The organism is Rhodococcus sp. IEGM 1341 (assembly GCF_030056895.1).
In the GTDB taxonomy this organism is placed as follows: Bacteria; Actinomycetota; Actinomycetes; order Mycobacteriales; family Mycobacteriaceae; genus Rhodococcoides.
On the sequence record NZ_JASHKV010000001.1, the window covers coordinates 778,127 to 801,247 of the forward strand.

The 23,121-nt window shown below is 64.5% G+C and carries 23 protein-coding genes and 1 pseudogene; 10 read left to right on the top strand and 14 right to left on the bottom strand.

Features of this window, described 5'->3' with window-relative positions; translation table 11 throughout:
- Positions 1 to 23 precede the first annotated feature (23 nt).
- Positions 24 to 2,189 (top strand): glycogen debranching protein GlgX, encoded by a 2,166-nt coding sequence (gene glgX, locus QM615_RS03435; protein ID WP_502941859.1) that lies wholly within the window; start codon positions 24 to 26, stop codon positions 2,187 to 2,189.
- Here glgX and yczE read toward each other — a convergent pair.
- The 4 genes and pseudogenes from yczE to ctaD form a co-directional block, all read right to left on the bottom strand.
- Positions 2,180 to 2,782: pseudogene (gene yczE, locus QM615_RS03440) on the bottom strand (membrane protein YczE); the annotation flags it as partial. The gene glgX and the pseudogene yczE sit on opposite strands and share 10 nt — an antisense overlap.
- A gap of 65 nt (positions 2,783 to 2,847) precedes the next feature.
- Positions 2,848 to 3,654: a peptidyl-tRNA hydrolase gene (locus tag QM615_RS03445; protein WP_283347000.1), complete on the bottom strand. Its 807-nt coding sequence runs from the start codon at positions 3,652 to 3,654 to the stop codon at positions 2,848 to 2,850.
- Positions 3,651 to 4,877 (bottom strand): phosphoserine phosphatase SerB, encoded by a 1,227-nt coding sequence (gene serB, locus QM615_RS03450; RefSeq protein WP_068045812.1) that lies wholly within the window; start codon positions 4,875 to 4,877, stop codon positions 3,651 to 3,653. The genes QM615_RS03445 and serB overlap by 4 nt, the downstream gene beginning before the upstream one ends.
- A gap of 145 nt (positions 4,878 to 5,022) precedes the next feature.
- On the bottom strand, positions 5,023 to 6,813 hold the full coding sequence (gene ctaD / locus QM615_RS03455; protein ID WP_068045815.1) for an aa3-type cytochrome oxidase subunit I: 1,791 nt from the start codon (positions 6,811 to 6,813) through the stop codon (positions 5,023 to 5,025).
- A gap of 302 nt (positions 6,814 to 7,115) precedes the next feature.
- Here ctaD and QM615_RS03460 point away from each other — a divergent pair, with 302 nt between their 5' ends.
- From QM615_RS03460 to QM615_RS03475, 4 genes are all read left to right on the top strand, one after another.
- Positions 7,116 to 8,201: an ABC transporter substrate-binding protein gene (locus QM615_RS03460; RefSeq protein WP_262498303.1), complete on the top strand. Its 1,086-nt coding sequence runs from the start codon at positions 7,116 to 7,118 to the stop codon at positions 8,199 to 8,201.
- Between the two features lie 4 nt (positions 8,202 to 8,205).
- Complete coding sequence (locus tag QM615_RS03465) at positions 8,206 to 8,679, top strand: NUDIX hydrolase (protein WP_149405518.1); 474 nt, start codon at positions 8,206 to 8,208, stop codon at positions 8,677 to 8,679.
- A 97-nt stretch (positions 8,680 to 8,776) separates the two neighbouring features.
- Positions 8,777 to 9,694: an SPFH domain-containing protein gene (locus QM615_RS03470; RefSeq protein WP_188078574.1), complete on the top strand. Its 918-nt coding sequence runs from the start codon at positions 8,777 to 8,779 to the stop codon at positions 9,692 to 9,694.
- A 3-nt stretch (positions 9,695 to 9,697) separates the two neighbouring features.
- Positions 9,698 to 9,895, top strand: coding sequence for a type II toxin-antitoxin system antitoxin (locus QM615_RS03475; protein ID WP_037189794.1), 198 nt, complete (start codon positions 9,698 to 9,700; stop codon positions 9,893 to 9,895).
- A 23-nt stretch (positions 9,896 to 9,918) separates the two neighbouring features.
- Here the strand turns inward: QM615_RS03475 and nrdF are convergent, their stop codons facing one another.
- From nrdF to QM615_RS03510, 7 genes are all read right to left on the bottom strand, one after another.
- Entirely contained in the window at positions 9,919 to 10,884 is a 966-nt protein-coding gene (nrdF, locus tag QM615_RS03480; RefSeq protein ID WP_008717549.1) for a class 1b ribonucleoside-diphosphate reductase subunit beta, read from the bottom strand.
- Between the two features lie 160 nt (positions 10,885 to 11,044).
- A complete protein-coding gene (locus QM615_RS03485) occupies positions 11,045 to 12,439 on the bottom strand; it encodes a DUF2252 domain-containing protein (protein ID WP_283347001.1) in 1,395 nt (464 codons plus the stop codon).
- Positions 12,440 to 12,506: 67 nt separating this feature from the next.
- Complete coding sequence (gene nrdE, locus QM615_RS03490) at positions 12,507 to 14,672, bottom strand: class 1b ribonucleoside-diphosphate reductase subunit alpha (protein ID WP_068045844.1); 2,166 nt, start codon at positions 14,670 to 14,672, stop codon at positions 12,507 to 12,509.
- 36 nt (positions 14,673 to 14,708) lie between these two features.
- Positions 14,709 to 15,170: a class Ib ribonucleoside-diphosphate reductase assembly flavoprotein NrdI gene (nrdI, locus tag QM615_RS03495; protein ID WP_269593571.1), complete on the bottom strand. Its 462-nt coding sequence runs from the start codon at positions 15,168 to 15,170 to the stop codon at positions 14,709 to 14,711.
- A gap of 24 nt (positions 15,171 to 15,194) precedes the next feature.
- Positions 15,195 to 15,428 (bottom strand): redoxin NrdH, encoded by a 234-nt coding sequence (locus QM615_RS03500; RefSeq protein ID WP_269593570.1) that lies wholly within the window; start codon positions 15,426 to 15,428, stop codon positions 15,195 to 15,197.
- Positions 15,429 to 15,838: 410 nt separating this feature from the next.
- Positions 15,839 to 15,961, bottom strand: a complete 123-nt coding sequence (gene ykgO, locus QM615_RS03505; protein ID WP_037189801.1) for a type B 50S ribosomal protein L36 — start codon at positions 15,959 to 15,961, stop codon at positions 15,839 to 15,841.
- Positions 15,962 to 16,002: 41 nt separating this feature from the next.
- Entirely contained in the window at positions 16,003 to 16,569 is a 567-nt protein-coding gene (locus tag QM615_RS03510; RefSeq protein WP_149405514.1) for an NAD(P)H-dependent oxidoreductase, read from the bottom strand.
- 104 nt (positions 16,570 to 16,673) lie between these two features.
- Here QM615_RS03510 and QM615_RS03515 point away from each other — a divergent pair, with 104 nt between their 5' ends.
- Positions 16,674 to 17,273, top strand: coding sequence for a TetR/AcrR family transcriptional regulator (locus QM615_RS03515; RefSeq protein WP_094642277.1), 600 nt, complete (start codon positions 16,674 to 16,676; stop codon positions 17,271 to 17,273).
- A 35-nt stretch (positions 17,274 to 17,308) separates the two neighbouring features.
- Here the strand turns inward: QM615_RS03515 and QM615_RS03520 are convergent, their stop codons facing one another.
- Positions 17,309 to 18,139, bottom strand: coding sequence for a fructosamine kinase family protein (locus tag QM615_RS03520; RefSeq protein ID WP_411741264.1), 831 nt, complete (start codon positions 18,137 to 18,139; stop codon positions 17,309 to 17,311).
- A 12-nt stretch (positions 18,140 to 18,151) separates the two neighbouring features.
- Between QM615_RS03520 and nadE the strand changes: the two genes are divergently transcribed.
- Positions 18,152 to 18,997: an NAD(+) synthase gene (nadE, locus tag QM615_RS03525; RefSeq protein ID WP_149405511.1), complete on the top strand. Its 846-nt coding sequence runs from the start codon at positions 18,152 to 18,154 to the stop codon at positions 18,995 to 18,997.
- Between the two features lie 33 nt (positions 18,998 to 19,030).
- Here the strand turns inward: nadE and QM615_RS03530 are convergent, their stop codons facing one another.
- Together QM615_RS03530 and moaA are read right to left on the bottom strand one after the other, a co-directional pair.
- Positions 19,031 to 19,285, bottom strand: coding sequence for a ubiquitin family protein (locus tag QM615_RS03530; RefSeq protein ID WP_269593569.1), 255 nt, complete (start codon positions 19,283 to 19,285; stop codon positions 19,031 to 19,033).
- Complete coding sequence (gene moaA / locus QM615_RS03535; RefSeq protein WP_373455156.1) at positions 19,278 to 20,366, bottom strand: GTP 3',8-cyclase MoaA; 1,089 nt, start codon at positions 20,364 to 20,366, stop codon at positions 19,278 to 19,280. Before moaA ends, QM615_RS03530 begins: the two co-directional genes overlap by 8 nt.
- A gap of 147 nt (positions 20,367 to 20,513) precedes the next feature.
- Here moaA and QM615_RS03540 point away from each other — a divergent pair, with 147 nt between their 5' ends.
- Genes QM615_RS03540 through QM615_RS03550 form a run of 3 tightly spaced genes read left to right on the top strand, consistent with a single transcriptional unit; the run spans position 20,514 to position 23,117 of the window.
- The gene (locus tag QM615_RS03540; RefSeq protein WP_269593568.1) at positions 20,514 to 21,704 is read left to right on the top strand and encodes a molybdopterin molybdotransferase MoeA; all 1,191 of its coding nucleotides are present in this window, start codon (positions 20,514 to 20,516) and stop codon (positions 21,702 to 21,704) included.
- Positions 21,701 to 22,711, top strand: a complete 1,011-nt coding sequence (moaCB, locus tag QM615_RS03545; RefSeq protein ID WP_149405508.1) for a bifunctional molybdenum cofactor biosynthesis protein MoaC/MoaB — start codon at positions 21,701 to 21,703, stop codon at positions 22,709 to 22,711. The genes QM615_RS03540 and moaCB overlap by 4 nt, the downstream gene beginning before the upstream one ends.
- Positions 22,704 to 23,117: a molybdenum cofactor biosynthesis protein MoaE gene (locus tag QM615_RS03550; protein ID WP_269593567.1), complete on the top strand. Its 414-nt coding sequence runs from the start codon at positions 22,704 to 22,706 to the stop codon at positions 23,115 to 23,117. The genes moaCB and QM615_RS03550 overlap by 8 nt, the downstream gene beginning before the upstream one ends.
- Positions 23,118 to 23,121: the final 4 nt, after the last annotated feature.

The window sequence follows — 23,121 nt, forward strand, 5'->3', positions numbered from 1 at the left end:
CATTCACGGCAGGATGTGCACGCGTGTCGCCCAATGACGATCTGCCTCGTAGCTCCCACCGGACCACCGGCGACGAGTCCGCCTCGAACCCGCCCGGATCACCGTTCCCACTGGGTGCCACCGCGTTGCCGACTGGCACGCAATTTGCAGTCCACGCACCCGAGGCCGATGGAGTCGAGGTGTGCCTGATCGATCCGGACGGCGGCGAACGACGGGTGGAACTGAACACCCGGACATTCGGAGTTCGACACGCCTTCGTCCCGGGAGTGCGGCCAGGTGATCGATACGGCTTCCGTGCCCACGGAAGATGGGATCCGCACTCCGGCCGCCGGTTCAACGGTGCCAAGATTCTGCTCGATCCCGCGGCACGCCAGGTGATCGGCGCATTCGGAGACCCGTCGGCGTTGCTCGCCTACGAGGACGACCCGTTCGGTGCGCCCAGTTCTCGCGACTCGCTCGGGCACCTCCCGCTCGGCGTCGTCCGCGCAGCCCCCGATCGCGTCGGCCGTCCCGCTCGCCCCGAGGTGCCGTGGGACCGAACCGTCCTGTACGAGCTGCACGTGGGATCGTTCACGGCCCGCAATCCTGCTGTCCCCCAGCATCTTCGCGGTAAGTATCTCGGCCTGGCCGAGCCGGCCGTCCTCGAGCATCTCGCTCGCATCGGCATCACGTCGGTCGAATTGCTGCCCGTACACACCACATTCACCGAACCCGGCGTCCGTGCCAGGGGGATGCGAAACCACTGGGGGTACTCGACGGGTGCGTACTTCGCACCGGATCCGCGCTTCGCCGCCGTACCCGGTGACGAGGTGGACGAATTTCGCACCATGGTCGACGCATTGCACGCTGCCGGAATCGAGGTGATCCTCGACGTCGTCTACAACCACACGTGCGAATCCGCGATCGACGGCCCCTCCATCAGCTGGCGTGGGCTCGATGCGCCCGGCTACTACCTGCTGGACGGACGCGGATCGGACGTCGATCTGACCGGCTGTGGCAACACTCTCGATTCCGCGTCGCCCGCGGTCGTGCGGATGGTGTGCGACAGCCTTCGGTACTGGGTCGAGGACATGGGCGTGGACGGGTTCCGATTCGACCTCGCCAGCACTCTCGGCCGACCCGGCGGTTGGCGATTCGATTCTCGCGCACCGTTGTTGACCGCCATCACCACCGATCCCGTACTGGCTCGGGTCAAATTGATCGCCGAGCCGTGGGATGCCACCGGTGCCGGCTATCAGGTCGGCAACTTCGGAGTGGCCTGGTCGGAATGGAACGATCGCTACCGTGACACGGTCCGACGCTTCTGGGCGGGCCAACACGGCGTCCGCGAGTTGGCCTCGCGCCTGGCCGGTTCGGAGGACCTCTTCGCGAGCGGTGGACGCTTGCCATGGGCGTCGATCAACTTCGTCACCGCGCACGACGGGTTCACCGCCCGAGATCTGGTGTCGTACGACCGAAAGCACAACGAGGCCAACGGCGAAGAGAACAGGGACGGTACCGACAACAACTCGTCGGTCAACCACGGAGTCGAGGGTCCGAGCGAGGATCCATCCGTCGCCGAGGCCAGGGGACGCCATGTCCGGGCACTACTGGCAACCCTGACGCTCTCCACTGGAACACCGATGCTCCTTGCCGGCGACGAACTGGGACACAGTCAGGGAGGCAACAACAACGCTTATTGCATCGCCGAGGATGCACCGGCGGCCGACGCCTGGGCGATCGACTGGGACAGTGCCGATCAGAACATGATTCGCTTCGTGGGTCGACTCCTTCGTGTCCGAGCGAGCGCTCCGACACTGCGTCAGCAGGAGTTCTTCACCGGCCGCGCGACACCGACCGGCCGACCCGATCTGGTGTGGTTCGATTCCGCCGGAATCGAATTCGACACGGACCGATGGAACGACGACTCGGTGCGCACCATTCAGGCCTGGGTGGACGGTTCCGACGTCCGCTCCTTCGCCTCCGACGGCGGGCAGGTCGACGATGCCAGCTCGCTCCTCGTTCTCCATTCCGGAGGCCCAGCCGATATCGTTCTGGCGTGCCCGAGTTGGTCGTCGTCTCGGTTCGTTCCGGTTCTCGATTCCTCGACTGTGGACGGTGTGCCCTCCGATACCACTGCGCTGGAACCGGGTTCGACGATATCGGTGACCGGATCGACGGTCCTCGTGCTGCGCAGCGCAGGCAGGTGAGTCATGAACAATTGCACGAGCGGACCGACTCCGAGCGCATAGAGAACCGTCCCGACGCCGAGCGTCCCGCCGAGCAACCAACCGGTGAGCACCACCGTGCACTCGATTCCGGTGCGGGTGAGGCGAATCGACCATCCGGTCCTGGCCACCAGACCGGTCATCAGTCCGTCTCGCGGCCCCGGACCCATCCCGGCACCGATGTACAGCGCGGTTGCGAACGCGTTGACCACGATGCCCGACACCATGGCCAGGGTCCTCATCGGCAGCCCGTCCAGGTCCGGCAACATCGCCGACGTCGTGTCCACCGCAACGGCGATCACCACCACGTTGCTCACTGTGCCCAGGCCAGGACGTTGCCGTAGCGGGATCCACATCAGCAGTACGGCCGCGCCGGTGATCGCGGTGATGGTTCCGAAGCTGAGCGACAGGTGGCTTTCGAGCCCCTGATGAAAGACGTCCCACGGGTTGACGCCCAGCCCACCGGCGATCATGAACGACATCGACGCCCCGTACAGCCACAGCCCCACGTAGAGGGCAGCCAACCGAGCAGGGAGTCGGCGACCGGCGAGTAGACGACGTGGTGAGGTGAACATGCTTCCAGTCTCGGGGCTACTGGATATGTTCGGCATAGCCACTTGTGCGACAGTGGACCCCAGAGCTACGGAACAGCGATGACGGTTGTCGAACCAGGTGCCACTTCGGTGAAGCCTGCATCCCGCACCGCGACGGCGCGACCGGCACGAACCTCGCCCAGTGCACGCGTCCATTGTTCCGGGTTCGCGGATCGGACCGAACATTCGAAGCCCGACACAGCCCACTCGCGGCATTGCGCTGTGCTCATCGCACCCGCCAGCAGCATGGACGCGTGCCCCACCTGAGCGGCTGCCTTGCCCACCGTCATCGACAGGGAGGCGTCGACCCACAGCACCGGTCCGGCCGAGACCGAAGGCTCGTCGTCGGCCGACACATCGGTTCCGCCGATCTGCAGCCGCTTGATCCGAGGATCCAGATCTCCAACCCGACCGGGCACGAACGCACGTGCCGACGCTCCCCCGACGTCGACCGTGACACCCGGAACGTCCTGCGCCGCACGCCACTGCGCACCGCGTGCACGTCGGGCAACCTTCCGGATGCGTGCCGACGTCCATTCGGTGAAGGCCTCGTTCCACGACGCGCCCACGCCCACTCGTGGGTCCAGGCACAACGCAACGGTTGCTCGTGCAGCCGCCTCGAGCAACTCGCTACGGCGGGGCGGATCGATCTTGGGGATGTGCAGCACCAACGGCATCGCCAGAACCTGTGCCGGATCTGCCGGGTCCTCCGCTCCGCCGTACCCACGAGCGAGCTCGGCGTGGCGCGAGACGAACGTGTTCTCCGGTGAGAATTCCTCGACCACAGTCTCGGCCACCACGTCATCCGATGTGTCGCCGGGAGTGGGATCGCCGGTCACGGGATCGCCGGTCACGGGATCGGGACGCGGCGGACTCCCCCGTCCACTGCGTCCGCGGCTTCGATCTCGTTGCGGGTGACGCCGAGGATGAACAGGACCGCATCGAGGTACGGATGGGAGATAGCGGTGTCGGCGATCTCTCGCAACGCAGGCTTGGCGTTGAAGGCAACCCCGAGGCCTGCTGCGGTGAGCATGTCGATGTCGTTCGCTCCGTCGCCCACGGCGACGGTCTGCTCCATCGGCACTCCCGACTGCGCCGCGAATTCACGCAGTGCGGTCGCCTTCGCAGCACGATCGACCACTTCTCCGATGACCCGTCCAGTGAGCTTGCCGTCGACGATCTCGAGAGTGTTCGCCTTGACGTAATCGAGTTCGAGTTCGTGAGCGAGGCCCTCGATGACCTGTCGGAATCCCCCGGACACGACGCCGCAGGCGAAGCCGAGACGCCGGAGGGTGCGGATGGTGGTTCTGGCCCCCGCGGTCAGTTCCAGGCTTTCGCCCACTTCGTCGATGACGGATTCGTCGAGTCCCGCCAACACGGCGACCCGCTGTTCGAGCGACTCCGCGAAGTCGATCTCACCGCGCATGGCAGCTTCGGTGACCGCACGTACCTCGTCCTCGCGTCCCGCGCGAGCAGCCAACATTTCGATGACCTCACCCTGGACGAGCGTGGAGTCGACGTCGAATACGATCAGTCGCTTGGATCGCCGTGCGATTCCGCCGCGCTGCACCGCGATGTCGACGCCGATTCCGGCGGCGATGGCCGCGAGCCCCGTGCGCAACTGCAGGTCGGCATCCGGCGACGTGTCGGTCGCGGTCACCTGCAGTTCGAGGCCGGTGACGGGATAGTCGGCAATTCCGCGTATGGAATCGATGTTCGCGCCCTGGCGGGCGAGTTCACGGGAGATGGTGCTGAAAGCGCGCGCTGTCACGGGTCGTCCCAGAACGACGACGACGTGGGTGGCCAAGCTCTGACCACCGCCCCGCGCGGTGTCGATCTCGACATCGACGTGAACACCGACCGTCGCCATCGCGTCCTCGAGCTCCTCCTGCAGTGCCTCGGGATCGCGCGGGCAGGACAGGAGAACGCCCAGTGTCAATCTGCCGCGGATGACCACCTGCTCGACGTCGAGCAGACTGACGTTGTGCCGTGACAGTGCTGCGAACAGCACCGATGTGACGCCCGGCTTGTCGGGTCCCGTCACCGTCACCAGCACTGCGGTGTCGCTCGAAGTCACCGAATCTCCCTTTCGTGCACGGCCCAGCGGCCGGATAGGTCTTCGTGTCACCTGTCGTGGACGAGCGAACCCGAACACGCCACGAGATTGTCGCAAGCGAAGAGCCCCACCCGGTAGCCGGGAGGGGCTCTCGCTGCACTGTGGACTACTTGGGGTCCGGGTCTCCTGACCCTTCGTGATCGCTGGTGGCGATCGGGGCCCGGCGGGCCTGTTCGAGCACTGCGGTGGTCTTACCGCCGTGCGCTCCCGGCCCGACGTGCGCTTCCGCGCGCATCCGCTCGACCATGTGCGGGTAGTGCAACTCGAACGCCGGACGCTCGGAACGGATCCGAGGCAGTTCGGTGAAGTTGTGTCGCGGCGGCGGGCACGAGGTGGCCCATTCCAACGAGTTGCCGTAGCCCCACGGATCGTCGACAGTGACGACCTCGCCGTATCGGTAGGACTTGAACACGTTCCACACGAACGGCAGTGTCGAGGCACCGAGAATGAAAGCACCGACCGTGGAGATGACGTTCAACTCGGTGAACCCGTCCGAGGGAAGGTAATCGGCGTACCGACGCGGCATGCCCTCGTTTCCGAGCCAGTGCTGCACCAGGAACGTGGCGTGGAATCCGAAGAACGTCAGCCAGAAATGCCACTTGCCCAGAGCCTCGTCCATCATCCGGCCCGTCATCTTCGGGAACCAGAAGTAGATGCCGGCGTAGGTAGCGAACACCACGGTGCCGAACACCACGTAGTGGAAGTGGGCGACCACGAAGTACGTGTCGGTGACCTGGAAGTCGATGGGCGGCGATGCCAGCAGAACACCGGTCAGACCACCGAAGACGAAGGTGATCAGGAACCCGATCGAGAACAGCATCGGCGTTTCCAGCGTCACCTGGCCTCGCCACATCGTGCCGACCCAGTTGAAGATCTTCACACCGGTGGGCACCGCGATGAGGAACGTCATGAAGGAGAAGAACGGCAGCAGCACAGCGCCGGTGGCGTACATGTGGTGCGCCCACACGGCGATGGAGAGAGCGGCGATCGCGATCGTCGCGTAGATCAGACCCGAGTAGCCGAAGATCGGCTTACGCGAGAAGACGGGGAACACCTCGGAGACGATTCCGAAGAACGGCAGCGCGATGATGTACACCTCGGGGTGGCCGAAGAACCAGAACAGGTGCTGCCACAGCAACACGCCACCGGTGGCCGGATCGAACAGGTGCGCGCCCAGGTGACGGTCGGCCGCCAGGCCGAGCAGCGCCGCCGTCAGCAGCGGGAAGGCCAGCAGAATCAGGATCGACGTCACCAGGATGTTCCAGGTGAAGATCGGCATACGGAACATCGTCATACCGGGGGCGCGCAGGCAGATCACCGTGGTGATCATGTTGACGCCACCGAGGATGGTGCCGAGACCGGCAACGGCCAGACCCATGATCCACAGGTCCGCGCCGACGCCCGGCGAGTGCAGAGCCGACGTCAGTGGGGTGTACGCGGTCCAACCGAAGTCCGCTGCGCCACCGGGAGTGATGAACCCGGCCGTGGTGATCAGGGCACCGAACAGGTAGAGCCAGTACGAGAACGCGTTCAACCGTGGGAACGCGACATCGGGGGCACCGATCTGCAGCGGCAGGATGTAGTTCGCGAATCCGAACACGATCGGCGTCGCGTACAGCAGCAGCATGATGGTGCCGTGCATGGTGAACAGCTGGTTGTACTGCTCGTTGGACAGGAACTGCATTCCCGGTATGGCCAACTCGGCGCGCATCAGCAGCGCCATGAGTCCACCGACCAGGAAGAACGCGAACGATGTCGCGATGTACATGATTCCCAACACCTTGGGATCGGTTGTCGTCACCGCTTTGTGCAGGAACGACCCCTTCGGTCCCGTCCGCGGCGGGAACGGCCGAGCAGCATCCACCGCAGGTGCGGGCCTAGGCGCTAGGGCAGTCACAGATCCTCCTGATTGCGCGTCGGACCTCGAACCACGAGGCGACGTCATCTAGTCGTGCGCTCCTCGAATCGTAGACCTTCGGACCGACGCTTGCCGAACCGGTCCTACCGTGTGTCGTATTGGGCCCGATCGGCCGTGCCCGGATCGCGCGATCTGCCTGCGCTGTCGGCCTTTCCGGCGCAGTCGGGGACGCCGCGGGAGTCGCCGATTCCGCACGCTCCGCGGTGCCCGTTCGGGTGTTCTGCGACGGCCGCCTTCCGATACTGTGTGAGACCACCCGACCCGTCGAAGGAAGTCCCGCGTTGCCACTCCATCCACGAGTCCCCCGTTCGTGTGCGCCGCGCAGGATCGGTGCCGTCGCCTCCGTGTGCCTCGCCGCCGCCGTGGCGCTGGTCGGTTGTTCCGACTCCGAGGCGCAGGACGACGCATCCACCATCGTTCGCACCACCACGAACATCGCCGGTGCCGGAGTGGTCGGCAACAACCGGGACACCGCGGGTCTGTGCCCCGCCCTGGCACCACTCGATCCGACCGGCATCGAGGGTGACACCAGACCCGTCGGACATGCCGAGGGCATCAGCGTCCTTCCCGCCGACCCCCAGCGCATCGTCGTGCTCGATGCCGCAGGCCTGGACGCGAGCTGCGCGGTCGGCATCTGGGAGCGCGTCGTCGGGGCGGCCACGATCGACCCCGATTTCCGGGGCGACGGAGACCAACCGCTGTACCTGGGCACCGGACTGGCGTCCGTTCCGTCCGTCGGGCCGGTGGGTTCACCCGACATCGATGCCATCGCCGCCCTCGACCCCGATCTGATCCTCGGTGCCGAGTCGCTCGGATCAACTACGTACGACGAGCTGACAGCCATCGCCCCGACCGTCTTCACCGCAACAGGGCAGGGTTGGAAAGACACCTTTCTGCAGTCCGCGGCGGCGCTCGGTCGCGGCCAGGCGGCATTCGAGGCACTCGCCTCGTTCTCCGCCGACGCCGAACGAGTCGGTCGAGAGATCGACGCCACCCAGACTCAGGCGTCCGTCGTCCGATTCGCTGCCGACTCCATCGAGGTGGACGGACCGAACTCGTTCGCGGGCCAGATACTCGACGAGGTCGGAGTCGGCCGGCCCCAGAGCCAGCGCGACGCCACGTTCTCGGTCGAGTCGGACAACCTCACGCCGGTCGAGGGAGACATCGTCTACGTGCGATTCGCGGGCCCCGACGGCGAGAGCTTCGGGCGCGAGGTGATGGACTCCGATGCGTGGCACGCTCTCGGTTCGGTCACCGACGGTCGGGTCTTCGCCGTCGACGACACGGTGTGGTCGGGCAGCGGCGTCGTCGCGGCACGGGCCGTTCTGGACGACCTGTCCGCCTCCCTGAACGCCTACGTCTCCTGACGCGATGCCGATTCCCGAATTCGTCCGCGCTCTGCGCAGTGTCGTCGGAACGTCGCCGTTGTGGTTGTCCGGTGTCAGCGCAGTCGTTCTCGACGACGACCGGCGCGTGCTGCTGACCCTGCGAGCGGACAACAACACCTGGGCCGTGGTCTCGGGAATTCTCGAACCGGGCGAGGAACCCGCCCCGGCAGCACTGCGTGAGATCGGCGAGGAAACCGGGGTGGACGCCTCGATCGAGCGCTTGACGAGCGTCGACGTGACGGAGCCGATCACCTACCCCAACGGCGACGTCGCGCAGTATCTGGACATCACGTTCCTCGCTCGATACACCGGCGGCATCCCGCATGTGGCCGACGACGAGAATCTCGACGTTGCCTGGTTCGCACTCGACGCGCTCCCCGAAAACCTCACGGCCACTTCGCGATTGCGAATCGAGAAGGCCATCGCCGACGAACCGTCGGCGTGGTTCCGGCGCTGACTCCCGACCGCACCGAGGACACAGTTCGACCGAACCTTCCCCCTTTCGATTCGTAATGTGATATCACTTTAATATCACCATCGAGAGGGAGGTTCTCATGTCCGCACCTGCAACCGTCGCCGAGAAGCCGACGGGTACTCCGACCACCACCATCGCCGAGCGCCCGGGATGGGATCTACCCGGCTGGTCGATGCTCGGCATCGGCCTCGCGCTGCTTCTCGGCGGAATCGTTGCGTTCACGGTCGGACTGGTCTTCTCCGTCGTCGGACTGATCGTGACGGGGGTCGTACTGTTCGTCCTCTCACTTCCGGCACTCATGGGCCTGACGCTGGTGCAACCGAATCAGGCTCGCGTTCTTCAGCTCCTCGGGAGTTCGTACAGCGGCACCCTGCGGACGCCGGGGCTGCGCTGGACAAATCCGTTGACGTATCGCAGGGCCATCTCGACCCGAATCCGCAACCACGAAACCGGACAATCCAAGGTCAACGACGCCGACGGCAACCCGATCGAAATCTCCGCCATCGTCGTCTGGCAGGTCGCCGATACTGCACTGGCGTCGTTCCAGGTCGATGACTACGAGGAGTTCGTCGCCGTCCAGACCGAGTCCGCCGTCCGGCACATCGCCGGCAGCTACCCGTACGACGCCGAAGGGCGAATGTCGTTGCGGGAGAACGCCGACGAGATCACTGCCGCCATGTCGGAGGAGGTGCACGCACGGGTACGTTCGGCCGGTGTCGAGGTGATCGAAACCCGAATCAACCGGTTGGCCTACTCCCCGGAAATCGCTCAGGCAATGTTGCGGCGGCAGCAGGCAGGCGCGGTCATCGCCGCCCGTCAGCAGATCGTCGAAGGTGCCGTCGGAATGGTGGAGATGGCGCTCGGGAAGCTGGAGGAAAAGCACGTCGTCGAGCTCGACGAGGAGCGCAAGGCCACGATGGTGTCGAATTTGCTCGTGGTCCTGTGCAGCGACCGAGACACGCAACCGGTCGTCAACACCGGATCGCTGTACCAGTGAGCCATGGCCGTCGAGCGTAAGAAGATTCTGCTGCGGTTGGACCCAGCGGTGCACGACGCTCTCGCCCGTTGGGCCTCCGACGAGTTGCGGAGCACCAATGCTCAGATCGAGTTCCTATTGCGCCGCGCTCTGAGCGAGAAGGGCCGAATGCCCAAGGACGCCGAGGACATTCGCCCGCCGGGACGCCCACCGAATTCGTGAGCGTCCCGGCGTGGCGAACGGGCTCAGAAGTCCCAGTCCTCGTCTTCGGTGTTGACGGCCTTGCCGATGACGTACGAGGAACCCGAACCGGAGAAGAAGTCATGGTTCTCGTCGGCGTTGGGTGAGAGCGCCGACAGAATCGCCGGGTTGACGTCCGTCTCGTCCTTGGGGAACAGGCCCTCGTAGCCGAGATTGTTCAGTGCTTTGTTGGCGTTGTAGCGCAGGAACTTCTTGACGTCCTCGGTCAGGCCGATCTCGTCGTAGAGGTCCTGGGTGTACTCGACCTCGTTGTCGTACAACTCGAACAGCAACTCGAAGGTGTAGTTCTTGAGTTCCTCGCGCTGCGCCTCGCTGACCTTCTCGAGACCCTTCTGGTACTTGTACCCGATGTAGTACCCGTGCACGGCCTCGTCGCGGATGATCAGACGGATCAGGTCCGCGGTGTTGGTGAGCTTGGCCCGTGAGGACCAGTACATCGGCAGGTAGAAGCCGGAGTAGAACAGGAACGATTCGAGCAGCGTCGACGCGACCTTGCGCTTGAGCGGATCGTCACCGTGGTAGAAGTTCAGGACGATCTCGGCCTTGCGCTGGAGGTTGACATTCTCCTCGGACCAGCGGAATGCGTCGTCGATGTCGCGGGTGGAGCTGAGGGTGGAGAAGATGGAACTGTAGCTCTTGGCGTGCACCGACTCCATGAACGCGATGTTGGTGTACACCGCCTCCTCGTGGGGAGTGATGGCATCAGGAATGAGGCTGACAGCGCCGACGGTGCCCTGAATGGTGTCGAGCAGTGTCAATCCGGTGAACACACGCATCGTCAACTGCTTCTCGACGGCGGTCAGCGTTGCCCACGACGGAATGTCGTTGGACACCGGCACCTTCTCCGGCAGCCAGAAATTACTGGTGAGGCGCTCCCACACTTCGGAGTCCTTGTCGTCCTGGACCCGATTCCAGTTGATCGCGGAGACGCGATCGATGAGCTTTACCATGGGTGCCTACCTACAGGTCGATGAGCGAGAACTGGGACGGAACTGCGTGAAAAGTCGCTGACACGAACACTACCCGTTGTGTCCGACAAGTCCGGTAGGCACTACAAAGTGTGCCGCGAGTGTTGCCCGCAGAGACGACCCCTACGCCTGCTTCGGTCGGTCACCACCCCACCGAGCACGGGACGGTTCCGGCTTCGATGGCCTCGACCAACTGCGCGTGATCGCGCTCGTTCTGATCGGCGTAGGCGTGGGCGAAAGCCACCATCGCCCGATCGACCTTGTCTCCTCGTCCGAGGTAGTCGGCGATCGCCTCCGCGTCACCACTTCGGGCGTGCGCTCGTGCGAGCACCTCACCGCATGCGGTTGCGAATTCGGTGAGGTACGGCCCGATGATCTCGCCGTCGGGAATGACCTTCATGTCACGGAACTGCCGAACGTAGAAGTTCATGTCCCCCACTGCAGTCCATCCCACGAACATATCGGTGGCACTCTGCAGCATTCGCTGTCCGCTGACCACGCGCGCACCGTGATTGTCGTACCTGCTCGGTTCGAGAAACCGCTCGAACACCGACGGCCCCGCCTGCTTGATCTGCAGGAAGAACGGATCGCCCGTCCGCCGTTCTTCCAGCAGCGCCAGATACACCCGCATCCCTACGCTCCCGACGCCGACCACCTGCCGAACGACGTCGAGAACTCGGAACCTGGACAGCAGACTCCAGATATGGTCGTCCACCGACTCGCTGTAACCGGCGATGACCGCCTGCACCAGTTCGATCTGGGAATCACCCACGTGGGTGCGAAAAGGCGGGTCCTCGCGAATTCGTCGACGCCCGTCCCTCGTCTCGGTGAACTTGCGGGACGCTCCACGGCTGGTACGACGCTCGGCTTTCGTTTCGATGAGTTTCTCGGCGTGGCGGGCGATGCCCGACGAGAAGTGACCGAGCAAACCCGCGACGTCGATGCGGTCGTACCAGATGTCGATCTCCGGGGTCTTCGCGTACGCCCTCATCTTTCTGCAGTACGCTGCTGTCATCGCTGCGACCGCCCGATCGGAGCGCCGCGCATCGACCCCGTTCTCGCGACCGAGAACCACCAGAGACGTCGCCAGCCTCTGGAGATCCCACTCGAACGGGCCCGGCAGCGTTTCGTCGAAGTCGCGGAGATCGAAGTACAGGTTCCGTTCGGGGGTGGCCCACAATCCGAAGTTCAACACGTGGGCATCGCCACACAACTGGACCTCGATGCCGGTGTGCGGAGTCGACGCGAGATCGGCCGCCATCACGGCCGCGGCCCCACGGAAGTAGGTCCACGGCGACGCGGACATGCGGGCGTAGCGGATCGGGAGTAGCTCCGGCACCCGAATGGTGTTCTGTGCCAGCACCGTTTCGAGCGCATCATGGCCACGTGAGGCTGGATCCCACTCGCCCAACCCGCTGCGAGGTACACGCCGTCGGGCGTGTCGACCACGCGACAATTGCTCGGAAGGACGTGCGTCCTTCCGAGCAATTGTCACATCGATATCGGATTCGACCTCGTCGCCCGCTTCGGTGTCCATGCCTGATTATGCTCCGCGGCGCACCGCGATATCGCGGTATTCGCCACAGGCCGACCGACCGAGTCGACTACAGCATGCAGGACACGCAACCCTCCACCTCGGTGCCTTCGAGGGCCAACTGGCGCAGGCGGATGTAGTAGAGCGTCTTGATGCCCTTACGCCATGCGTAGATCTGCGCGCGGTTGATGTCACGAGTGGTGGCCGTGTCCTTGAAGAACAGCGTCAGAGACAGGCCCTGATCGACGTGTTGCGTTGCGGCAGCGTAGGTGTCGATGATCTTCTCGTACCCGATCTCGTACGCGTCCTGGTAGAAATCCAGGTTGTCGTTGTCGAGATACGGTGCCGGATAGTAGACGCGGCCGATCTTGCCTTCCTTGCGAATCTCGATCTTCGACGCCACCGGGTGAATCGACGAGGTGGAGTTGTTGATGTACGAGATGGAACCGGTCGGCGGGACGGCTTGCAGATTCTGGTTGTAGATCCCGTACTCCTGCACCGACGCCTTCAACGTCGTCCAATCCGCCTGAGTGGGAACGGATACGCCCGCATCGGCGAACAACTTCGCGACCTTGGGTGTGGCCGGCTCCCAGACCTGATCGGTGTACTTGTCGAAGAATTCACCCGACGCGTACTTGGAGTCCGGGAACCCCTTGAAGTACTGCCCACGAGCCTTGGCCAGCTGATTCGATGCCTGGAGAGCGTGGAACAGCACCGTGTAGAAGTAGATGTTGGTGAAGTCGATGCCCTCGGTCGAGCCGTAGTGAATGCGCTCCCGTGCTAGGTAGCCGTGCAGATTCATCTGCCCGAGGCCGATTGCGTGAGAATCGTTGTTGCCCTGCTCGATCGACGGCACGGAGAAGATGTGCGTCTGATCGGACACTGCGGTGAGTCCGCGAATGGCCACGGCGATGGTCTTACCGAAATCGGGCGAGTCCATCGTCTTGGCGATGTTCAGCGAACCGAGGTTGCACGAGATGTCCTTGCCGACATGACTGTACGAAAGGTCGTCGTTGAACGTGGACGGCGTCGAGACCTGAAGGATCTCCGAGCACAGGTTGGAGTGAGTGATCTTGCCCTTCACCGGGTTCGCGCGATTGACGGTGTCCTCGTACATGATGTACGGGTAACCGGACTCGAACTGCAACTCGGCGAGAGTCTGAAAGAACTCGCGCGACTTGATCTTGGTCTTGCGGATCCGCTTGTCGTCGACCATCTCGTAGTACTTCTCGGAGACGTCGATGTCTGCGAACGGAACTCCGTAGATGCGCTCGACGTCGTACGGCGAGAACAGGTACATGTCCTCGTTCTTCTTGGCCAGCTCGAACGTGATGTCCGGGATGACGATTCCGAGCGAGAGCGTCTTGATCCTGATCTTCTCGTCCGCGTTCTCACGCTTGGTGTCGAGAAACTTGTAGACGTCGGGGTGGTGAGCATGCAGGTAGACCGCGCCCGCGCCCTGACGCGCACCCAGCTGGTTGGCATAGGAGAACGAATCCTCGAGCAGCTTCATGATCGGGATGACACCCGAGGACTGATTCTCGATGCGCTTGATGGGCGCACCGGCCTCGCGAATGTTGCTCAGCAGCAACGCAACTCCGCCACCACGCTTGGACAGCTGCAGGGCCGAGTTGATGGAGCGACCGATGGACTCCATGTTGTCCTCGATACGCAGCAGGAAGCACGAGACGGGCTCGCCGCGCTGCTTCTTGCCGGAGTTGAGGAAGGTGGGCGTCGCGGGCTGGAAGCGGCCTGCGATGATCTCGTCGACCAGATCGGTGGCCAGGGCCTCGTCGCCTGCGGCCAGCGTCAGCGCCACCATGCACACCCGGTCCTCGAACCGCTCGAGGTAACGCTTGCCGTCGAACGTCTTGAGCGTGTACGAGGTGTAGTACTTGAACGCCCCGAGGAACGTGGGGAACCGGAACTTCTTCGAGTACGCGTGGTTGATCAGGAACTTCACGAACTCGCGAGAGTACTGGTCCAGAACCTCGGGCTCGTAGTAGTTCTCCTCGACGAGGTAGTCCAGCTTCTCGTCCAGATCGTGGAAGAACACGGTGTTCTGATTGACGTGCTGCAGGAAGTACTGATTGGCAGCCTCGCGATCCTTCTCGAACTGGATCTCACCGTTGGGCCCGTACAGATTGAGCATCGCGTTGAGCGCGTGGTAGTCCATGTCGCCGTCGCCGCGGACGGTGCTGGGTACGGGTCCTGCGTCGGTGATGGTCGGTGCCACGGCGATGCTCCTACTGGGTATGTGGTGTGTGGTGCTCTAGTGCGTGTGGGCGGCGCGTCGGACTTCACGTTCCCAGAAGTCCTCCAGCCCCTCGCGGACCCGCACTACGTCCTCGGGGGTGCCCATCAATTCGAATCGGTAGAGATACGGAACTGCGCACTTCTGCGAAATGACATCTCCTGCGAAGCAGAACGAGTCACCGAAGTTCGTGTTTCCGGCAGCGATGACAGCTCGGATCAACGACCGATTGTGCTTGTCGTTGAGAAACTTGATCACACGCTTGGGGACGTAGTTGGTGTCGCGCCCGGAGTACGTGACCCCTCCCCCGTACGTCGGCACGATGAGGACGTAGGGAGTGTCGACACGAAAGGTGCCGTCCGGATCACGTAATGGAATGCGAGTCGCGGGAATGTCCAGCTTCGAGACGAAGCGATGAGTGTTCTCGGACGCGCTGGAGAAATAGACCAGTGAGTGGGAGGACTGCGGTTGGAAACTCACCGCTCACTCACTTCCTCGTTCTGTTCAAGCAGCGTTCGCTGCAATGCTCTTGATGCGGTCCGGACGGAAGCCGGACCAGTGATCGTCACCGGCAACGACGACCGGAGCCTGCAGGTAACCGAGAGCCATGACGTAGTCGCGCGCTTCGGGGTCCTGCGAGATGTCGATGACGGAGTACTCGATACCGGCCTTGTCGAGGGCGCGATAGGTGGCATTGCACTGAACGCAGGCGGGCTTGGTGTAAACGGTGATGCTCATGGTGTCCCTCTTTCCGTTGTCGCCATCGGGTGAACCGACGCGACCGATGTGCTCTGCGTGTGGCACCGAGAACATCTCCCGCTCAGGGCGACTTCGACCTGCTCGAACCCATGTGTGCAGGCTCTTCGAGTTGTGGTCTCTCGGTTGGTCAAACACTACACCTAGTGTCCGACATCTGCCTAGAACACGAGATGTTGCGAACAACATGCTTGGTATTCGCTGGTCACGGCGTTGTGAAGCCGCAAGAATCGGAGGACATCGGCGTGTCGCACGTCACATCGCGCGCATGTTGTTCGTCACAGGGAGACCGGGCCGGGTCCATGACGTGTACCGAGAACCGCCGACCCTCCCCACGACACGCCGAAGGGCCCTCGAACTTCTCCGAGGGCCCTTCGGCGATCACGCAGTGGTCAGCGCTGGCGCGCCTTGAACCGCGGTTCCTTCTTGTTGATCACGAACACCGTGCCACGGCGTCGCACCACCTGTGCGCCGGGCTTGTTCTTGAGCGATTTCAAAGAGTTTCTCACCTTCATGCAGCAACCCTACATGAAAACGATTCTCATAACCGAACGGGTCACGCACTCACGAGTTCGTCGGCGGCCTTCACCAGTTCGGCAACGACGTGGCCGATCTCACCGGAGACCTCGGCGTTCTCACGCGGGTGGGCCGAGCCGAACTTGTCGACGGTGCCACCGATGGAGAGCCGAACATCCTCGAGAACCGTTCCGCCGGCGATGCGGACGGCCTTGCTGGTGTCCTCGTGCGCCCACTTGGCTCCGTTGCCACTGGGGGAAGCGCTGATGACGACGACCGGCTTGCCCACCATGGCACCCGCACCGTAGGGGCGCGAAAGCCAGTCGATGGCGTTCTTCAGCACGGCCGGAATGGTGCCGTTGTATTCGGGCGTGACCAGCAACAACGCCGTGGCCTTCTCGGCAGCGGCCCGCAGAGCGAGTGCGCCCTCGGGCACCGATCCCTCGACGTCGATGTCCTCGTTGTAGAAGGGGACATCTCCGAGTCCGTCGTAGACCACTACCTCGGCACCGGCGGGTGCCACGGTGACAGCAGTCTCGGCGATCCGCTTGTTCACCGACTCGGCGCGCAAGCTTCCGACGAGAACGAGTACATGAGCGTCTGACATGAGGTTATTCCTTCGCGAGTTCGGATGACGTGATCGTCGTGTCAATTCCTACCATCCAAACGGACCGTGGTCCATTTATGTTCCCGGCAAGGTAGGCTTCCTCTGTGACCGGCCCCATGCTGCCCATAGCGGGCGAGGACTCCGAACGGTGCGACGCAGCCCGCAACCGTCGCCTTCTCCTCGATGCCGCAACGGATCTGGTGGCGGCCGTCGGAGCCGACGCCATCACCATGGACGCGGTGGCCACCAAGGCCGGAGTGGGCAAGGGCACCGTGTTCCGTCGCTTCGGGAACCGGGCCGGGCTGATGCGTGCGTTGCTCGACCACACCGAGAAGAAACTGCAACACTCGTTCATGTTCGGCGATCCGCCGCTGGGCCCGGGAGCCGACCCGATCGATCGTCTCGTCGCCTTCGGCCGAGCGCGACTGGAATTCGTCAACGTTCAAGGGGAAGTGCTCCGCGCCGCGGAGAGCGCCGACGACGCGCGGTATTCCGCCCCGGCGCACATGGTCAACTTCACCCATGTGCTGTCGCTGCTCCGCGCCGCCGAGGTGGACGGGGATCTCGAATTGCTCGCGTACTGGCTGCTCACACCACTCGAAGCCACCCTGGTCCTCCATCAGTACCGCGATCTGGGAATGCCGATGGATCGCCTTGCCGACGGTTGGGAAGACTTGGTACGCAGGGCAACTCGAGTCCGATAGCCATCGGGGCAACTCGCACTCGGAAGGTCCTGCGCTCAAAGACGGACGACGGCGGCGGCCGCCGCGTGCAGCGCGGTGCCGTACGAGCGGCCGTGACCGGCTGCGTGAACGGCGAGTGGATGCAGCTGATGCAGTGTTGTGCGTTCGCGCCACCCTGCTCGCAACGGCTGCACCGTCTCGTAGCCGCCGACGACGACGTCGAGGTGGGGGCAACCGAACAGCGCCAGCATCGCCAGATCGGTTTCGCGGTGCCCACCGTGCGCCGCCGGATCGATCAGCACCACTCCCGCGTCGGTCCAGAACACGTTGCCGTTCCAGAGATCGCCGTGAATACGACTCGGCGGCTCTGCATCGTCGAAGTCGCCGTCCGCGATGCGTCCACACGCCGATTCGACGATCGACGCCTCCCCCGACGTCACGGTTCCGGCGTCGACCGCGATTCGGAGAAACGGCAACACTCGTTCGGCCGCGTAGAAGGCTCCCCAGGATCGGTGCACCGTACTGCTCATGGGCCGGGATCCGATGAACAGCTGACCCGAGAAGGCGACGCCGTCGGCATCCTCGGGTGGCGCACCGAACCCGGCGGCTCCGGCCGAGTGTGTCGCGGCCAGCGCGCGCCCGAATCGTTCGGCTGCGGCCGGCCTGGGACGGGTTGCAACCAGCCGCTCGAGTTCGATGTACGCCCGGCCGTGCCCGACGACCCCGACGACCGGGGCCCCGGCCTCGCCGAGCCACCCGAGCCCGGTGGCCTCGGCGGCGTAGAAGTCGGGGTGTGCCTGGGGGTTTCGCTTGACGAAGGTATCGGAGGTTCCACTCACGACCACCGACACTACGCACGGCGCGAGATCTGCCCCGGCATTCGTCATTAGGATGACGTGATGGGACACATCAACTCGGAATTGCGCACGGGGATCATGCGCGAGCTGGCCGTGCAGTCGACCATCGACCCGATCACGGAGGTCCGCAGGCGAGTCGACTTCCTCAAGGACTACCTGGCGTCGACGCCTGCCTCGGGGTTCGTGCTCGGCATCAGTGGCGGACAGGACAGCACGCTCACCGGCAAGCTCGCCCAACAGGCTGCGACGGAGCTCCGAGCGGACGGACACGAGGCCGAGTTCGTCGCCGTTCGCCTCCCCTACGGCGTGCAGGCCGACGAGGACGACGCCTCGATCGCGCTGAAGTTCATCGATCCCGACCGCACGGTGACGGTGAACATCAAGGACGCCGCCGACGCCGCAGCGGCCGCGACGGCGGAAGCACTCGGTAGTGCCGGAATCCGAGACTTCGTCCGCGGCAACATCAAGGCTCGCCAGCGCATGGTGGCGCAGTACGCCCTCGCAGGCGAACTCGGCTACGTCGTCGTGGGCACCGATCATGCCGCCGAGGCGATCACCGGCTTCTTCACCAAATTCGGTGACGGCGGCGTCGATCTGACTCCGCTGACCGGCTTGAGCAAGCGCCAGGGCGCGGCACTGCTGCGCGAGCTGGGCGCACCCGAGAGCACTTGGCGCAAGGTTCCCACCGCAGATCTCGAAGACGATCGACCTGCGCTACCCGACGAGGAAGCGCTCGGTGTCACGTACGAGCAGATCGACGACTACCTGGAGGGCAAGGACGTCACCGACGAGGTCGCCGACAAGCTGGAGAAGATGTTCCTCGCAACTCGTCACAAGCGCACGGTGCCCGTTACGCCGTTCGACGATTGGTGGAAGAGAAGCAGCTGAATCGGGCAGCCACGGGTCGGCGGCGGGGTGTGCTCAGCCGCCGGCGAAGGGCGGCAGCACGTCGACCCTGCCGCCGATCACGCGCCCCAGATCGCGGGTGAGATCTTCTCCCACCAGGTACGCCGACACCCTGAGAATCGGCTCCATCGGCGCGCCGTGCCGGGACAGAATCAGCCCTCTCAGATCTGCGAGGGTGGCACCGACCGGCACGGTGAGGTACTCGGACTCGCAGTGCGACGCGTCGACCGCTGCAGCGAAATACCGCACCTCCACCTGGGTGTCACCCACCGATGGCTCCCATGCTGCGGGTGGGAGGCACGAAGCCGTCGGCGTCGATGCCGTGTCCCGCCCACTTGTTCCACATGGCCCCGCGCCATACCGCTGCCAGTTCCTCGTCGGTGGCACCGCCGCGCAGAGCGGCCCGCAGATCGGTTTCGTCGTCGCTGAACAGGCAGGACCGAATCGTTCCTTCTGCAGTGATCCTGGTGCGGTCGCAATCACCGCAGAACGAGCGTGTCACCGACGCGATGATGCCGACGGTGGCGTCGGTGCCGTCGACGCTCCACTCCTCGGCCGGGGCCGAGGGGTCGGCACGCCCCACCTCACGCAGATCGAATTCGGTGGACAGCTCGTCGAGCAAGGTCTGGGCGTCGATCATGTTCGCGCGGGCCCACTCGTGATCGGCGTCGAGCGGCATCTGCTCGATGAATCGAAGTGCCACCCCCTCGTCGAGACACCAGCGCAGCAGATCGACGGCACCGGACAGTGTGTCGCGCATCAGAACGGCATTGACCTTGACCGGTCCGATCCCGGCTCGCTGCGCTGCCCTGATTCCGGCGAGAACGGACGGCAACCGGTCTCGTCGGGTCAGGCGAGCGAAATCTTCGCGGTCGACGGAATCCAGCGAGACGTTCACTCGGGTCAACCCGGCATCGGCCAGGGACCGAGCCCGGTGTTCGAGACCGACGGCGTTGGTGGTCATCGACAGCGGCACACCCTCCGCGGCATCGCGGCACAACCGCAGAATGTCGTCGAGGTCGCGGCGCATCAGCGGTTCACCTCCGGTGAAACGCACATCCCTGATACCCAGCAGCCGCACGGACACCGAGACCACGCGAGCGATCTCGGCCGGCGTCAGCAACGCTGCCGCCGGGATAGCCGGAAGGCCCTCCTCTGGCATGCAGTACGTGCAGCGCAGCGAGCATTTTTCGGTGATCGAGATACGCAGGTCGCGGGCCACCCGGCCGAATCGATCGATCAGGTGTGGCACGTCCGGCCGATCGGACACGGAGTTCACCCCGCCTGCCGCAGAACCCGTGGTGGTGCCGAACGTTGGAATGCCGAGCGAGGTGACACTGTCCACCGTCACCTCGTACCTCGTCTCTGTCGGGAATCACGCCTGTCGTAGATGTGTCTACCCATTATGCCGCAGCCCACACCGAGCGGACGGATCGGCGTGCCTAGGATTGGCACCCATGACGGTTGAGCAGAGGCACGCGATCACTGGATCCGCACGGTGACCGCGGTATCGGTCGAGGAACATGCCACCGCGGTCGAGGGTCTGCTCGCGGCGCTGACAGCGCGAACCGCTCAGCGAATTCCTCTCGACGCCGCGTTGGGCCGCGTCTCGTTCGAGGACGTCCGATCTCCGGTCGATCTGCCACTGTTCCGCAACTCTCAGATGGACGGCTACGCCGTGGATTCTCGATCCGTGGCGACGACCCCGGTGACGCTTCCGGTCTCGACGATCATCGCCGCAGGCCCGACGGAATCTGCAGTTCTCGCGCCGGGCAGCGCCGCCAAGATCATGACCGGTGCCCCCATTCCGGAAGGAGCGGACACCATCGTCCCCGTCGAGGACACCTCGGTACCGACGGCCGGTTCCGTGACGATCGAAAGAAGCCGCGCAGCAGGCGAATTCGTACGTGAACAAGGAAGCGACGTACGCGTCGGGACAATCCTGGTCGAGTCGGGCCGAGTGCTCGAACCCCGCCACATCTCCGTTCTCGCCGCCGTCGGCTTCGGCGAAGTGGACGTTCGCTCGCGCCCTCGCGTGGCCGTGGTGACCACCGGTGCCGAACTGGTCGACGCCGGTTCGACGCTGACGCCCGGTCAGATCTACGACTCGAACGGCATCACCCTCGCCGCACATCTTCGCGCCAGCGGCGCAGAGGTGGTCTCCGTCTCGCGCAGTTCCGACGAGCCGAGCCGCTTTCGCGAGATCCTCGACGCCGCAGCCGAATCGGCCGAGCTGATCATCACCTCCGGCGGAGTGTCGATGGGCGACTTCGAGGTGGTCAAGGACATACTCCGCCCGCTCGGCGGCAACTTCGGATCGGTTCGAATGCAGCCGGGCGGACCGCAGGGCACCACGATGTTCGACGGCGTCCCCGTGCTCAGCTTTCCCGGCAATCCCGTCAGTACGGTCGTCTCGTACATCATGTTCGCGCGCAACATCGTTCGGCGAGCGGCCGGTCTGCCGCCGGTCCTCTCGACCACCGCGGCCCTGCACGAACCGATCGTGTCACCGCCCGGTCGCAGACAACTACTTCGTGGCCGATTACGCGACGACGGTCGGGTCGAGCTCGTCGCCGGCCCCGGCTCCCACCTGGTGGCCGCACTGGCATGGGCCGATGTGCTGATCGATATCGACTCCGAGACAACCGAACTCGCCGCAGGAACCGACGTGGAGGTGTGGCCGCTGTGACCACCGACGCCCAGCCACCCCAGCTGTCTCATCTCGACGATCAGGGCCGCGCCCGCATGGTCGATGTGGCGCACAAGAAGGAAACCTCGCGCACGGCCGTCGCCGCCGGTGAATTCGTCACCACGGCCGAGGTCATCGCGCTCGTGCGCGCGGACGACATGCCCAAGGCCGACGTTCTCGCCACCGCCCGCATCGCCGGCATCTCGGCAGCGAAGCGCACGTCGGAACTGATTCCGCTGTGCCATCAGCTCGCCCTCTCCTCGGTGAAGATCTCGTTCGGATTCACCGAGTCGTCCATCACGGTCGAGGCCACCGCCCGCACCACCGGACGCACCGGGGTGGAGATGGAAGCACTGACCGCGGTCGCCGTCGCCGGCCTGACCCTGCACGACATGGTCAAGGCCGTCGATCCCGGTGCCACCATGAACGGCGTCCGGTTGCTCACCAAAGACGGCGGCAAGCACGGACATTGGCAGCGGGACGACGCAGAGGTCTCCCCCGAGGCTGCGGCTGCGCCGATCTTCGAGTCCTCACGGTCCGCGGCGGTACTGGTGGCCTCCACCGGCGGCGCGAACGGAACTCGACCGGACACCACCGGCCCCACCATCGCGTCCTGGTTGACCGATCGAGGCTTCGCCGTGCGGGGCCCACTGGTGTACGCCGATGCCGAGATCGCTGCGGGGCTGCAGGACGCTCTGCTCGGCGAACCGTCGCTGATCGTCAGCACCGGCGGCACCGGCGTATCCCCCACCGATGCGACCCCCGAGGCGACGGCAGCGCTCCTCGACATCGACATGCCGGGTATCGCCGATGCCATCCGAACCCGCGGGACGTCTGCGACGCCCCACGCGGTGCTCAGCCGCGGCGTCTCGGGTCTGATCGGACGCACACTGATAGTCAACCTGCCGGGCTCACCGGGTGGCGTGAAGGACGGACTCTCCGTTCTCGACCCGCTCCTCGACCATGTGCTCGCCCAGATCGCCGGAGGAGGCCCCCACGATGAGTGAGCTCGTCGCCCGTATCTCGAACGAACCGCTGAGCACTGCCGAAGTAGAAGCAGCAGTGCAGGATTCGCATCACGGTGCAGTCGTGCTGTTCAGTGGAATCGTGCGCGATCACGACGGCGGACATGCGGTGGAGACTCTGGAATACCGCGCCCACCCCGATGCAGAGCGGTTCCTGAGCCGCTGCTGCTCGGAGGTATCGGCAGAGACCGGATTGGCGGTGGCCGCAGTGCATCGCGTCGGCGATCTGCGCGTCGGCGACCTCGCACTCGTAGCGGCCGTCGGCTCGGCTCATCGCGCCGAGGCGTTCGAGGCCTGTGCCAGGCTCGTCGAGCGCATCAAGGCCGAGGTCCCGATCTGGAAGCGTCAGGGATTCGAGGGCGGACGTACCGAGTGGGTCGGGCTCTAAGGAA

Bases quoted from the DNA above. Each gene is read 5' to 3' on its own strand.
- ykgO (WP_037189801.1), bottom strand. From the start codon at position 15,961: ATGAAGGTGAGAAACTCTTTGAAATCGCTCAAGAACAAGCCCGGCGCA.
- QM615_RS03485 (WP_283347001.1), bottom strand. From the start codon at position 12,439: ATGGACACCGAAGCGGGCGACGAGGTCGAATCCGATATCGATGTGACA.
- QM615_RS03520 (WP_411741264.1), bottom strand. From the start codon at position 18,139: ATGACGAATGCCGGGGCAGATCTCGCGCCGTGCGTAGTGTCGGTGGTC.
- nrdF (WP_008717549.1), bottom strand. From the start codon at position 10,884: ATGGTAAAGCTCATCGATCGCGTCTCCGCGATCAACTGGAATCGGGTC.
- QM615_RS03550 (WP_269593567.1), top strand. From the start codon at position 22,704: ATGAGTGAGCTCGTCGCCCGTATCTCGAACGAACCGCTGAGCACTGCC.
- QM615_RS03475 (WP_037189794.1), top strand. From the start codon at position 9,698: ATGGCCGTCGAGCGTAAGAAGATTCTGCTGCGGTTGGACCCAGCGGTG.
- QM615_RS03470 (WP_188078574.1), top strand. From the start codon at position 8,777: ATGTCCGCACCTGCAACCGTCGCCGAGAAGCCGACGGGTACTCCGACC.
- nadE (WP_149405511.1), top strand. From the start codon at position 18,152: ATGGGACACATCAACTCGGAATTGCGCACGGGGATCATGCGCGAGCTG.
- QM615_RS03500 (WP_269593570.1), bottom strand. From the start codon at position 15,428: ATGAGCATCACCGTTTACACCAAGCCCGCCTGCGTTCAGTGCAATGCC.
- QM615_RS03510 (WP_149405514.1), bottom strand. From the start codon at position 16,569: ATGTCAGACGCTCATGTACTCGTTCTCGTCGGAAGCTTGCGCGCCGAG.
- QM615_RS03465 (WP_149405518.1), top strand. From the start codon at position 8,206: ATGCCGATTCCCGAATTCGTCCGCGCTCTGCGCAGTGTCGTCGGAACG.